Annotated in this window: 9 protein-coding genes and 1 pseudogene; 2 read left to right on the top strand and 8 right to left on the bottom strand. The window is 41.9% G+C overall.

Features of this window, described 5'->3' with window-relative positions:
• Window positions 1–189 precede the first annotated feature (189 nt).
• Complete coding sequence (gene hcaR, locus FTT77_RS04650; protein ID WP_180002937.1) at window positions 190–1,095, top strand: DNA-binding transcriptional regulator HcaR; 906 nt, start codon at window positions 190–192, stop codon at window positions 1,093–1,095.
• A 400-nt stretch (window positions 1,096–1,495) separates the two neighbouring features.
• Here the strand turns inward: hcaR and FTT77_RS04645 are convergent, their stop codons facing one another.
• The 8 genes and pseudogenes from FTT77_RS04645 to FTT77_RS17575 all read right to left on the bottom strand — a co-directional run bounded on the left by FTT77_RS04645 (window position 1,496) and on the right by FTT77_RS17575 (window position 10,066).
• Window positions 1,496–2,353, bottom strand: a complete 858-nt coding sequence (locus FTT77_RS04645) for an alpha/beta fold hydrolase (protein ID WP_078189745.1) — start codon at window positions 2,351–2,353, stop codon at window positions 1,496–1,498.
• Between the two features lie 294 nt (window positions 2,354–2,647).
• Window positions 2,648–3,916 (bottom strand): OprD family outer membrane porin, encoded by a 1,269-nt coding sequence (locus FTT77_RS04640; RefSeq protein ID WP_180078117.1) that lies wholly within the window; start codon window positions 3,914–3,916, stop codon window positions 2,648–2,650.
• Window positions 3,917–4,463: 547 nt separating this feature from the next.
• Complete coding sequence (gene dmpG, locus FTT77_RS04635; RefSeq protein WP_180109046.1) at window positions 4,464–5,483, bottom strand: 4-hydroxy-2-oxovalerate aldolase; 1,020 nt, start codon at window positions 5,481–5,483, stop codon at window positions 4,464–4,466.
• 11 nt (window positions 5,484–5,494) lie between these two features.
• Window positions 5,495–6,391, bottom strand: coding sequence for an acetaldehyde dehydrogenase (acetylating) (locus tag FTT77_RS04630; protein WP_180066245.1), 897 nt, complete (start codon window positions 6,389–6,391; stop codon window positions 5,495–5,497).
• A gap of 36 nt (window positions 6,392–6,427) precedes the next feature.
• Window positions 6,428–7,225, bottom strand: coding sequence for a 2-keto-4-pentenoate hydratase (mhpD, locus tag FTT77_RS04625; RefSeq protein WP_078189749.1), 798 nt, complete (start codon window positions 7,223–7,225; stop codon window positions 6,428–6,430).
• 683 nt (window positions 7,226–7,908) lie between these two features.
• On the bottom strand, window positions 7,909–8,577 hold the full coding sequence (locus FTT77_RS04620; protein WP_180109047.1) for an HAD-IA family hydrolase: 669 nt from the start codon (window positions 8,575–8,577) through the stop codon (window positions 7,909–7,911).
• A gap of 151 nt (window positions 8,578–8,728) precedes the next feature.
• Window positions 8,729–9,700, bottom strand: a complete 972-nt coding sequence (locus FTT77_RS04615; protein WP_078189751.1) for an RluA family pseudouridine synthase — start codon at window positions 9,698–9,700, stop codon at window positions 8,729–8,731.
• A 55-nt stretch (window positions 9,701–9,755) separates the two neighbouring features.
• Window positions 9,756–10,066: pseudogene (locus tag FTT77_RS17575) on the bottom strand (hypothetical protein).
• A gap of 394 nt (window positions 10,067–10,460) precedes the next feature.
• Here FTT77_RS17575 and FTT77_RS04610 point away from each other — a divergent pair.
• On the top strand, window positions 10,461–13,889 hold the full coding sequence (locus tag FTT77_RS04610) for an Rne/Rng family ribonuclease (RefSeq protein WP_180109048.1): 3,429 nt from the start codon (window positions 10,461–10,463) through the stop codon (window positions 13,887–13,889).
• Window positions 13,890–13,988 lie beyond the last annotated feature (99 nt).

Below are 13,988 nucleotides of genomic sequence, written 5' to 3'. Positions count from 1 at the left end.
ATTTTGTTTTAATTAAGAGATTTTATGGATTATTACGGTAGATTTTTTTTATAGTATTTTTTTTAAATTACCGAGAACACCATTTATTTCGTGAATGGCAAAATAATCCTCACGCAATAGTTGTTTATAGATTATACTGAACGAACTTCTAAGTAAGACATTTTTTGGATTACTCCACGGGTTGATTATATGGAATTACGACACTTACGCTACTTCATTACTGTTGCTGAAGAACTCAATTTCAGTAAAGCTGCGTTAAAACTTTATACTGCTCAACCTTCTTTAAGCCAACAAATTAAAGATCTTGAAGAAGATGTCGGCGTAAAATTGTTGCACCGGACTAAACGCAAAGTTGAGCTCACAGAAGAAGGTGCCGTATTTCTAGAACAAGCACGTTTAACCTTGGCACAAGCAGACAAAGCTGTGGCTATGGCACGTCAGGTTTCACAAGCCAAACAGCAGATGCTGCGCATTGGTTTTGTCCCTGTTGCAGAGATGAAAATCTTCCCTTATGTGCTGCCAAATTTACGTGTTCAGAACCCAGAACTCAAGATTGAATTACTCAGTTTAAATAACCGCGATCAGATGAAATTGCTGCAAAAAGGTGAACTGGATATCACTTTTACCCGCAATAACTTCCACAGCGACGAAATTGAAAGTCAGTTTGTACTGCGTGAACCGCTGATCTTTATTTTACCCAAAGATCACCCTTTAGCGAAGTACGAGCGCATTCCAGTTAAAGCATTGAATGGGATTGATTTTATCATTCCTGCACGTGAACAATCTGGCACGTTGCATGAAGCCATTTTGGACTTTGCTTCGACCCATGATATTCAATTTAATATCGTGCAAAAAGCCGACAATATCCTGTTTAACATTAACTCCATCGGCATGGGCTTAGGCTGCACGATCCTACCGGGATACATCGCGCCATTGACCATGAACAATACGGTGATTCGTCCTTTAGATGTCGAATTACCGTATCTAGACTTGTATGTAAGTTACCGAAAAACGGCGAGTTCTGTGGCTGTAGATAAATTCCTTGAACTGCTAACCAAAGTTTTTTATCTCGATATTAATCGCGAACAGCGTTAATTTTCGCCAAGTCATAATTTATAGATATAGCACCATTATTTTTAAAATGAATAATGGTGCTTTTTTTATGGCTAAAAAGTCGCTTTTTTAATCGTTTAAATGTTTTAATCGACGCATTTTATCTATCATGCATATCGACTTGATGGAAAATAACTTATAAATTTTAGTTTAGACATTGATAAAAATTGCTAAAAATTGCCGATTTACAACTTAAGTCTAATAAATAATTCCCCTCCCCCAACCATTTAGATGGGCTTATTTTATGCCTTTTTATTGATTTAGACCGTGTACTGTTGCTCCATTAATGAGAATAATACTCATTTATTATTTTAAAGTCAAAATTTTTATATAAAAAAGGATGGTCTATACCATCCCTTTTTGTATTAACTCAGCTGCTCGATTAAACACCGCGTGCAGTTAGGTAGTCTTTAATAACTGTGTTGAATTCTTCAGCTTTTTCAACTTGTGACCAGTGACCACATTGGCTAAAGATATGCGCATCTGCATTTGGAACAGTGTTTAAAATATCCCACGTACGAGATACTGGAATCACCACGTCTTGTACACCGTGAATAAGCAATACTGGTACAGTAATGTCTTTCATTTTTTCGAAGTCGAGTGGGAATTCAAAACGGTCACGGTCACGTGCGCCAACAACATCCATCAAACGGTTAGATGCATAGTCATTTGCAGCAGATGCAAAACGTACTTTTACCAATTCGTCTGTGATCAAGTCTTTGTTTACAACAAACATAGACAAGGTTTTCTTGATGCCTTCTTCGGTTAATACAGGGTTTGCATGTGCTTTAAGTGCTGCAGTTTGTTTAGCACCGCCTGTACCCATAGAAACGATACCCAATACACGTTCTGGATAGTCCAAAGCCATTTGGAATGCTAACCAGCCACCGAGTGAGTTACCCACTAACCAAGTTTTTTCAATACCTAGTGCGTCTAACGTACGTACAGCGTGATCAACCCAAGCACGGATACCATAAGCAGTATTCGGTGCAACAACAGTTTGACCATAGCCAATCGTATCGATAGCGATACAACGTGCTTGTTCACCAATTTGAGGTAGGTTCAACCACCAGTTAGCAGCAGCAGATACACCTGTACCTGAACCGTGTAAAAATAGAATTGGTGTGCCTTCACCCACTTCGTGGTAATGCGTTAATTCGCCTTCAGCAGTTTCAATCCATTTATCTTCTAAACCAAAGAATGAATCAGTTGTATAGTCAGGAATCTGAACAGTGCTCATACATGCTCCTCGTATTGCGTAGAGCTTATGTTTCAATCCATAACGGATTTAAACACAAGGGGGACTCTTTTGGATTTTGTGGTTTTTACAGTCTCATATTACCTGTTCAGCCACTGCTAACTGATACATATTTACGATCATAAACAACAAATAGACTATAATTTAAGTTATTGTTTTTTAAATATATAACTCAAAAATATATCCATAAAATCTTTGAGGTATTTCTTTTTTAAATAACCCAGCAAATAAAAAGGGAAGCAATGAATCCACTTCCCTCTTTTTTATCCTGAGAAATTAGAACTTATAGGTATAAGTTGTCGCGACACGGTACTCTTGCAAGTCAGATTTGTAATCGAAATCGGCATCGATATACATTGCCTGGAAGCCTAAGCCCTTCAACTTACCTTCAGGCACGGTGTAGTTCACAATTAAGTTCAATTCATCTGACTTCTGATCTTTAAGACCAGCAATTTCTGCATCTGAACCTGTGAAATACACAGCAGTTGTATTTAAGCCTTTCACACCCATTTCTGAGAAATCATAGCCATAAGTAAAGCCCCATGATTTTTCATTTTTTGCAGTAAATGTTGCTATACCCCAGTTGACTAAGTACGGCTGCGGCACCCATCCACCCAGTGTTGGGAATGCATTATCACCAAACATTTGTTGATAACCCAAACCAAAGGTATGCGAACCGTAATTCACTTTCGCACCAACCGATAAGGCTTGGTTATCAATTTCGCCATACAGTTTGTCACCCGAATCCGAGTTATCGAAGTAACGGATATGGCTATCCAGTTTGGCTTTGTCACCTAACTTGGTTTTATAGTTCGCGCCGACATATTGCTGTGTGTAAATGTCTTGAACATCAGCGTACCAATAGCTACCACCAATCTCAGGTGTAAATTGATGGTCAATACCCGCAATATACATACCATCAGAAGTTGGCCCAAGATCATAATGGCCCACGGTGCCATCTGGTAATCTTTTACCTGGAGCGAACATTGATAAATCACGGAATTGGTTGTCATAACGGTTATTGATCCCGTCAATGTATGCCAAAGTTAACTTAGTATCTTTAATCTCTTTCGATTCTAACCATGCACCGCTATAAGTCGTCATTAACTGACGTGATGGATCGAAAACCAACACTGGAGACACTGGTAATAACTCACCCACTTTCAACTCAGTTTCAGATACTTTGGCTTTAAGGGTCACGCCCACTTTACCAAAGTTATCTTTTGATTCTTTACCATCGTGCGGCAAGATCCAGTCTGGGTTTTTATCACGTGCATTAAGTTTAAATGCATGTTGAACCAAAAGGTCAGCACCCACTTGAATACCTGCACCAATATCTTGATACCCTGACTTGGCATCCAAAGTCACACCCTGTGACCATGAACCCCAGTTACCCGCTGGATTTTCTTTAATTTGACGGTCTAAGTAGAAGTTTTTAAATTTCAATTGTACTTGGCTGTCGTCAACAAAGTCCGCATAAGTTGCAGATGTTCCTAATGTTGCTGTCGCAGCAAGAATTGCTATCCATAAATTTTGACGACGCATGGCTTATTCCCAGTGATCAAATTAAGCTATGACATCATCATGCTCAACAATACCTTGGAAAAAAATCCGACTACAGTATTAAGGTTTATCAGGCTTTTGTACGACTTGAACTTTGGAAGCTATTTCTGCTTATTTTCCTTAGAGATTAAAACAATAACTCTTTTTTATCATTTAGAACAACTGATTAAATTAACCACATGTTTTATTAACATAAAATTTAAAGTTTTTTATTTTTTGCAATTACATGCGCTGTATTAATTGCTTTTAAGTTTAAACAAAGTTTTTTACTGAGATTTATCCTTATTTGAGTTATAAAATTTAGCTATGACATGATATTTAATTTATATAATCATCAACAACTTAAAGTTAAATTTTACTACTATGGCTGCTCGAAATCAGCCATTGGTTCGCAGAACTTTTCTTATTTCAATCCGCTTTCCATGCCTCAAATCAATCTCAACGTAATCTCAAGCCCATCTCAAACCAAAACAGCTACTTCAGACATAAAAAAAGCGCCCATTTCGGGCGCTTTTTTTTTTAAAGCAAATTAAGCATTGGCTTCTTTTGCTTTAGACATGGTCAATGCTAGGTCTTCGATCATATCTTCCTGACCACCAACCGTACCACGACGACCCAATTCCATGAGGATTTCACGAGCAGATACGCCGTATTTCGCTTCAGCACGTTTTGCGAACAATAGGAATGAAGAATACACACCAGCATAACCTAGAGTTGCTGCATCACGGTCAGCACGGATCGGTTGATGCATCATTGGTACAACCAATTCTTCAGCAACGTCCTGAACTTTGAACAAGTCTACGCCAGTGTCCATACCCATACGGTTCGCCACTGCAACAAATAGTTCTAGTGGTGTATTACCTGCGCCTGCACCTAGACCCGCAGATGCCAAGTCGACACGGATCGCACCCGCTTCAACAGCCGCAACAGAGTTTGCCACGCCCATACCTAAGTTATGGTGACCATGGAAACCGAGTTCAATCTCTGAACCCAAGTTTGCACGTAAGATACCTACACGGTCAGTCACATCTTGAGGAAGCATGTAACCTGCAGAGTCTGTTACATAAATACAGTTTGCACCGTAAGACACCATTTTTTGTGCTTCTTCAAGTAATTTTTCAGGTGTTGCCATGTGCGCCATCATCAGGAAGCCCACAGTGTCCATACCCAGTTTACGAGCAGCAGTAATGTGCTGTTCAGAAACGTCTGCTTCAGTAGAGTGAGTCGCTACACGAATAGTTGCTACACCTACATCATGTGCCATTTTCAGGTGATCAACCGTACCGATACCAGGAAGTAAAAGTGCAGATACTTTCGCTTGTTTCAGGTTTGGAATCACCGCTTTCAGGTATTCTTCATCAGTTGCAGCTGCGAAACCGTAGTTCACAGAGTTACCGCCAAGGCCGTCACCGTGTGTTACTTCAATCAGCGGTACACCGGCATCATCCAGAGCAGTTGCAATCGCAACCATTTGCTCAGGTGTAGTTTGATGGCGCATGGGATGCATACCATCACGTAAAGTCATATCATTAATAATAATCTTAGACATGAAGGTGCTCCTTAAGCTTCAACTGCATTTAAAACACGTTCTGCGAACATTTCTGCGGTACGTGCAGCTGCTGCAGTCATAATGTCGAGGTTACCTGCATATTTCGGCAGGAAGTCACCCAGACCTTCAACTTCAAGGAAGATCGATACGCGGTTGCCATCAAATACTGGACCATTCACCAGTTTGTAACCTGGTACGTATTTTTGAACTTCTTTGATCATCGCATGTACAGATTCAGTGATCGCTGCCTGATCTGGCTCACCTTCTACTAGACAGTGAACAGTATCACGCATCATCAGTGGTGGCTCAGCCGGGTTAATGATGATGATCGCTTTACCTTGTTTCGCACCACCGACTTTCTCAATTGCACCAGCAGTAGTACGTGTGAATTCGTCGATGTTTTTACGTGTACCCGGACCCACAGATTTTGTTGAAACTGTTGCAATGATTTCGCCATAGTTCACAGGCTGAACGCGAGAAATCGCTGCAACCATAGGAATCGTTGCCTGACCGCCACAAGTTACCATATTGACGTTTGGCACTTCACCTTGTTCAAGCAATGCTTCAAGGTTGACAGGTGGTACGCAGTAAGGACCAATTGCAGCAGGTGTTAAGTCAATCATTAACACGCCAAGTTCATTTAATTTGCGGCTGTTTTCAGCATGAACATAGGCAGAAGTTGCATCAAATGCGATTTTGATTTCGTCTTCAATTACGTGTGGAAGTAAACCATCTACGCCTTCAGCAGTGGTTTTTAAACCCATTTTAGCAGCGCGAGCCAAACCTTCAGACGTCGGGTCAATACCAACCATCCATACTGGTTCTAAAAATTCGCTGCGTTGAAGTTTGTAAAGCAAGTCAGTACCAATGTTCCCTGGACCGATCAATGCACATTTAATCTTTTTCATGAATGTGTACTCTTAAAAATTCCGTAAAACCCAAGCTTATTTCGCTGCAAATGCTGCAGTCACAGAACCAAAGCCTTCAATTTCAACTTTGAATTCATCACCAGGATTTGCCACAACCATTGGGCCTAAGGCACCGGTCAATACGATGTCACCTGCAAGCAATGGACGACCACGACGAACCATTTCGTCAGCCAACCACACTGCTGCATTTAATGGGTTAGAAAGACACGCTTTACCCACACCTTGTGAAACCACTTCTTCACCACGAGTCATGACCATTTTGCAATTTACAAGGTCAAGATCTGCAAGTTTTACAGGCTTAGAACCCAGTACAAAACCTGCTGAAGATGCGTTATCTGCCACAGTATCAATCAACGAGATTTTCCAGTTTTCAATACGGCTATCGACCACTTCAATTGCAGGCAGTGCATATTCTGTTGCACTAATAATGTCTGCATAGGTGTGTTTTTCTTTGGTCAAATCTTGGTTAATCACCAAAGCAATTTCTGCTTCAACTTTTGGCTGAATCAATAAACCAGCAGGGATTTCTTCACCATCGCCATACGCCATGTCAGCAAACAACATACCGAAGTCAGGTTGATCAACGCCTAACTGCGCTTGTACAACTTTTGAAGTTAAGCCAATTTTACGACCTACAAGGCGACGACCTTCTGCCACCGCACGTTTGGTATTCACTTCTTGAACGGCATAAGCAATATCTACATCAGCACTTTCACCACCAAGTTGTGGACGGATCGGTGCAATCGCAGCCTGATTTACTTCCGCATCGCGTAATGCTTGCGCAACTGATTCAACAACAGCAGAATTCGACATCAATGTTTCCTTAAACTGCAAAAATTGGATGCACAACGTGTTTCATCCCGATCACCATCGAAGTGATGAAAGTCATGTCAGGATTCGCCTAAAGCATTTCACTCGACACGCTACACGTTATGTTTAGATGCATTTAGCATCGAGATTTTAGAAAGTGAATACCAATACTTATTTTATTTATGACTATAGCTATTAGCTATAAATTAATCACTATTTATTATTAATAATCAAAAACTTAAATACAAATAAACAAATAAAATTCACTGTTTTTTTCGTGCTTAAATCCGAATCTCGACCAAAAAACTTGGCTTATACGACTAAAAGATAAGATTGAAAGATTATTTTAGCGTCAGGCCAGCTTTTACACATAAGTGTTCAATTTCATCTGATTTAGTTTAATAAATTGAAAATTTAAAAATAAATCAATAAACAACAATAAGATAAAACCAAAAAATCAAACAAAAAATCTATTCCAGCTTGTGGTGAAAGGCCAAATAGTTGCGCTCAACTTTTTAAGGTAAATTTGCTAGAAGACTGCTTGTTATTGTAGAAAAATCTAGTGTTATTACTTTTTTAAATAATTGAATTTACTGATTTCAACAAGTAGAGCTTGAATTACTATTCATTTGGTAACAAAAAAGGTGAAAACAAATTTCACCCTTTTTACTCGTTTGTATCTAAAACTATACAGCTAGACGTAATTTCACGTGTTCTAGTAGAAATTCAGTCAAATCACCTACGCTATGTGCAATATGTAAGGGTTGAAAATACTGGAGTGTTTCTACAGTATGCACTCCATAGCTCACGCCTACACGTGGCATCTGAATATTGAGGGCCATTTCTAAATCATACGATGTATCACCGACCATAATGGCTTGATCGGCACGCAGCCCCGTTTCCGCCAAAATTTCTGCCAACATCAACGGATCTGGCTTAGATTTGGTTTCACTGGCTGCACGTGTCGCACGAAACAGCGCATGACTTTGCGTTTGAGCCAAGACTCGATCTAAACCTTTACGGCTTTTCCCCGTTGCAACAGCCAATTGTAAACCTGCATCACGTAGTTCCTGCAACATGTCAGCGACACCATCAAACCACATATCACCTTTGGAATGGGCAACATAGTGATCGGCATAGCTTTGCAAAATTTCGCTGTGCAATTCGGGAACCGTCGGAAATAAACGCTGTGCGACTTCTGGTAGACCTAAACCAATAATACTTTTCGCATCAGCATCGGTCAGCGGCTGTGAATATTGATCCGCTGCGAATTTTAAACTCGCCACAATTTGACCCACAGAATCAAATAAAGTGCCATCCCAATCGAAAATGACTAGTTTTACAGCTGAGTTCATACGTTTTCCTAGATTTGATTCAGTGTTTGGTAATTCAGATTCTGGAGTGCATCAATTTATTTACCTCACCCCGGCCCTCTCCTTAAAGGAGAGGGAGAAAGAAAACTTACGAAGCAGTCCTGCTCAGGGAGAGAAGTCTCGTATTTAAAACTTACTCGTCATCTTCTGAAGACTTCACCACTTTGTCGGCTTTTTGCGCGCGTAGCTGCGCCACAAGGCTTTGCATATCTTCTGGCAATGGCGCTTCAATGGTTTGGTAACCCGGAATTTCTAAACGCATAGCATGTAGACATAAACGACGTGGCTTTGGACCACGGTATTCAGTTTCATGACCGTATTTTTCATCGCCCACCAATGGATGACCAATACTTAAACCATGTACACGGATCTGATGGGTACGGCCCGAAAGTGGAGACGCATAGACCAATGTGGCATGCATAAAACGTTCTTTCACGTTCCACAGCGTCTTCGACTCTTTACCTTCTTTAGGTGATACACGAACACGACGCTCGCCATTTGCCAGTTCGTAACGATGCAAAGGCTGATCAATGAGCTGCTTATCCAAACTCACCACGCCTTTCACCACAGCAGCATAAGTTTTTTGGATTTTGTGCTCACGTAACATGTCTTGCAGGCTTTTTAACACACTACGTTTTTTCGAAATCATCACCAAACCAGAAGTGTCGCGGTCAATTCGGTGAATCAGCTCAAGGTATTTCTTCCCTGTTGCGGCACGTAAACCTTCGATCAAGCCATACGCCACACCACTCCCGCCGTGAACAGCAATACCAGAAGGTTTATTCACCACCATTAAGCCTTCATCTTCGTACACCACACGGCTCAGTAAGCTTTGCGCGACTTTGTCCGATACGGGAACCGCAGACTCATCTTTTTGCTCATAACGAATTGGAGCAACTCGAACTTGGTCACCAATATTGAGTTTGGTTTCCGCTTTGACGCGTTTTTTATTGACGCGGACTTGGCTTTCACGAATCAGACGATAAATGCGACTTTTAGGCACACCTTTCAGACGACTAAACAGGAAATTATCAATACGTTGACCCGCCTGATGCTCGTCCACTTCAAACCAGGTGACGCTTTGCCATTCTTGCGTAGAATTCATACAGTTACTGTGACCTAAAAAAATACTAAAATTGATTAAAAATTGATCATTTAAGCTATACTTTTCGCAAGAAACATAAGCTTAGCCCATAGGCAGATGATGCAAGGTTTGATATAGTCAGCGCACGGAAACCACCGTAACTGAGTAAAAGTTGATTCATTTCAGTATTTACTGTCATTGAGCTTTCAAGCAATTACTCATTTAGCTCGGAAAGGTCCCAAAAGAATTATGCCGACGCCGAAGGCTTATTATATCGGCAAAACTGCAAACTGTTGCGTTTAATTGTGCCGTAGGTACATAAAACACAGTTTGCCCCAAAAAAATATGTGCCAACCAAGGTTGGTTTTTAAACGTAAACTGATACACATCAGACCAGTCGCTCCCTGGAAATCGTGTTCAGGCCACAACGTTTGATGCATTGGATCTGCACAGTTTGTAAAGGTACGATGATAATTCCGTATCAAGACGCTCTATCAGATATGAATGGATGCTCTTCGAGCAATGTGACAGTGAAAGTTACTCACATCCAATGCACCGTTTGTCCGCCAGTGAAACGCGTTCAGGTGACTTTAATCGTTTAAAAGATTGAAGCCGTATTGCCATCATCAATACGTGAATCAAAAACCGTTGCCCGCCCAAAGAAGGTCGGTACACATGCACAGATGATGTTTTTCGATCTGTGCAACTTGATCCATGCTATCTGATGCTCGCTACGAGTCAGGCGATGTTCTTCTGTGTATCACTATTAGGTGTTACACCCATGAAACGTATGTTGATTAATGCAACACATGCCGAAGAAATTCGCGTTGCACTTGTCACTGGTCAGCGTCTTTACGATTTTGACTTAGAGAATCGTACCCGTGAACAAAAAAAATCGAATATCTATAAAGGTCATGTGACTCGCGTAGAGCCGTCTTTAGAAGCTGTATTTGTTGAATACGGTGCAGGTCGTCAAGGTTTCTTGTCGATGCGCGAAATAGCTAATTCTTATTACAAAGCAGATCCTCGCCAAACTTCAAACATCCGAGAATTGATCACTGAAGGCACTGAGCTTTTGGTTCAAGTGGAAAAAGAAGAACGTGGTAATAAAGGTGCTGCCCTTTCTACATTTATCTCTCTTGCTGGTCGTTATTTGGTCTTGATGCCAAACAACCCGAAAGGTGGCGGTATTAGCCGTCAAATTTCAGGTTCAGTTCGTGAAGAGTTGAAAGAAATGTTGGCGTCTTTAAATGTCCCTCGTGGCATGAGCGTGATTGTACGTACTGCAGGTATTGGTCGTTCTCAAGAAGAACTCCAACTTGACCTTCAACACTTGCTGGACCTTTGGGCACAAATCCAGAGCACTGCAAGTTCTGGTCCATCACCAATGTTGGTTCACCAAGAAGCCGGTGTGGTTACACGTGCGATCCGTGACTATTTACGTGATGATGTTGCTGAAATTTTAATTGACTCTGAGCAAGCGTATAACGAAGCCTATAACTTTGTTAAAGCGGTGATGCCACGTCAAATCGACAAATTAAAAACCTATACGTTAAATGAACCGTTATTTGCTCATTTTGGTATCGAAAGTCAAATCCAAACTGCCTATGAACGTGAAGTAAAACTTCCTTCTGGTGGTTCAATTGTGATTGACCAAACTGAAGCACTGGTTTCAATTGATATTAACTCTGCAAAATCAACACGTGGTAGCGACGTAGAAGATACAGCGCTCAATACCAACCTTGAAGCTGCTGAAGAAATCGCTCGCCAATTACGTTTACGTGATATCGGTGGTTTGGTTGTGATCGACTTCATCGACATGACCAAAGACCGTAACCAACGTATGGTTGAAGCTAAACTTCGTGAAGCAACACAAAGTGACCGTGCACGTATCCAATTCGGTCAACTGTCACGCTTTGGTTTGATGGAAATGAGCCGTCAACGCTTACGTCCATCGCTTGAAGAAGCCACTGGTTATGTGTGCCCACGCTGTCATGGCACAGGTATGGTACGTGACCTACGTTCTTTATCACTTTCAATTATGCGTAAAGTGGAAGAAATTGCGCTACGCGAACGTCATGGTGAAGTTCAAGTTGAAGTGCCTGTTGAAATTGCTGCATTCTTATTGAATGAAAAGCGTCACAGCCTTGTATATCTTGAACAAACTTCAAATGTTCGTGTGACTGTACTTCCACACCCTCACCTAGAAACACCACATTACGAAATTTCGTATAACCCTGAAGGTTTTGCACCTACAAGCTATGAACGCACTGAAGCGACACGTTCTAGCGAAAAAGAATTGGGTTACGAAGCATCTGAATGGCATTTAGGTGAAGAACAGGCCGCTGCTGCTCAGCAACAAGCACCTGTACAACAACAAGAAAAAGGCCACAAAAAGAATAAGCAACAACCCGTTGCTGCTCAACAAGCACCTGCACAAGTTGCCGCTTCTGCAGCATCATCTAGTCCATGTGCATGGTTAGAAAACTTATTTGTTCAAAAACAAGCTGCAACCGTTGACCAGTCGCGTACTGCAAACAATGCCGCTGCTGCAATTGAACAAATGGTAAATAGCGGTGCTGCAAGCCGTGGCCAGTTTGGTCAAATTACCCCTGCATCGGCAGCGCCTGTTGTTGTCGTAGACAATAATGCTTACCTTGCGCCTTCTTCTGTTGTGCACAAACAAGAACGTGACAGCCATTCAGAAAAAGCTGACCGTGAAGAAAAACGTCACAACAAAAAGCGTACTAAGCATAAAGAACCACGTGAACAAGAAGCTCAATCGCATCAAGTTCATGAAGAAGTGCTACAACCTTCACGTCAAGACCGTCAAGAACAGCGTAACAACGAAGCACGTCAAAACGAACGCCAAGAGCAACGCTCTGAACGTCAAGAACCGCGCCAAGACAACCGTCAAGACCAACGTGAAAACCGCCGTAACTCACGCCGTCAACACAACAACGAACAAGTACAGCAAGATGTTCAAAATAATGAGCAACCGCAGTCTGTTCCACGTCGTGACCGCAACAACCAACAACGTCCAAATCGCCCAAATCGCCACCGCGATCAAAGCGTATTGAACGAGCAAGCGATTGCTCAGGAAGTTGCAACTGAGCAACAACCTGAAAACCGCAATCAACGTCAACCTAAAGTTGAAGTTGTTAATGCACCACGTCAAGACGTGATGCCAACAGCACTTGTAGTAAATGTTGATCAAGCTCAAAGCGAAATCGTAGCGCTAAATACTGCCCCAGCAGTTGAAAAACCTGTAGAAACCCCAGTAGTCCCAAAAGCCGCTGTCGTTGAAGCAGAAAAAGTGGAAAAACCTGCGACTGAAACAAAAGAAGCAGCGCATAAACCACAGCATGCGCAGCAAAAACCGTCTCGTGCAAGCAATGACCCTCGTCAGCGCCGCCGTGAACAGCGTGAAGCTCGTGCTCAACAAGCACAGGCTCCGAAAATTTCGCCATCTCAAGTGCCGACACTAGGTCAATACACTATAAGCAGCTTGATTAAGCATGTATACGGCGAAGACTGCTCAGTACTGATTGAGCAATTTGGCTTAATTCCAACATTCAACCGTGCATTGCAAAAATTCACGGAAGAATATGCCGCAACTTTGACTGCACCTGCAGCTGAAACAGCTGTAGAGAAAAAGCCTGTCACTCGTGATGTTCAAGTTGCAAAAGCTGCACCTGAAGCTGAACCAGCGCCAATGTTGGATTTGACACCACCAAAGCCTGTGTCAGATAAACGTGTTGCTAATGACCCACGTGAGCGTCGTCGCCTTGCTAAACTTGCCGCTGAACAAGCGAAACAAGACCAAGCAAAAGCACATGCTGAGGTGGAAGCTACGCCTGTCGCAGACACTGCTATTGAGGCGCCTGTAGTTGCAGAAGCTAAAGCTGCTACAGTTGAAGCCAATGTATCCGACGTTGCAATTCAAACTGAAGCACCTGAACCCGTTCAAGCTGAAGTACCGACACCCGTTCAAGCTGAACTGGATGTGAGTGCGCAGCCTGAAAAGACGGAAGAAGTGTCTAAAGCTCCTGCTAAACCAGTAGAAGAAAAAGCTCAAGCCGTTGAAGCGGAAAAGAAAGTTGAGGTTCCTGTAGACGAGAACTCGGCCACTGAAGGTGAAAAACCTGCACGCCCTCGTCGTCCTCGCGGTCGTCCACCGAAAAAAGTAAACACCGCAACTGAGCAGTAATTTGCTATTTTGCAGGTGAATAAAAAAATCCAGTCATTTCGGTGACTGGTTTTTTTTTGATACTTTTGTCAAATTAGGTTGATTGCACTAGATCGAAAC

Origin of the sequence: Acinetobacter sp. YH01010 (genome assembly GCF_013420775.1) — a bacterium.
Taxonomy (GTDB): Bacteria; Pseudomonadota; Gammaproteobacteria; order Pseudomonadales; family Moraxellaceae; genus Acinetobacter; species Acinetobacter amyesii.
Note: the sequence above shows the minus strand (reverse complement) of the source record. Positions and strands in the feature narration are given on the sequence as shown.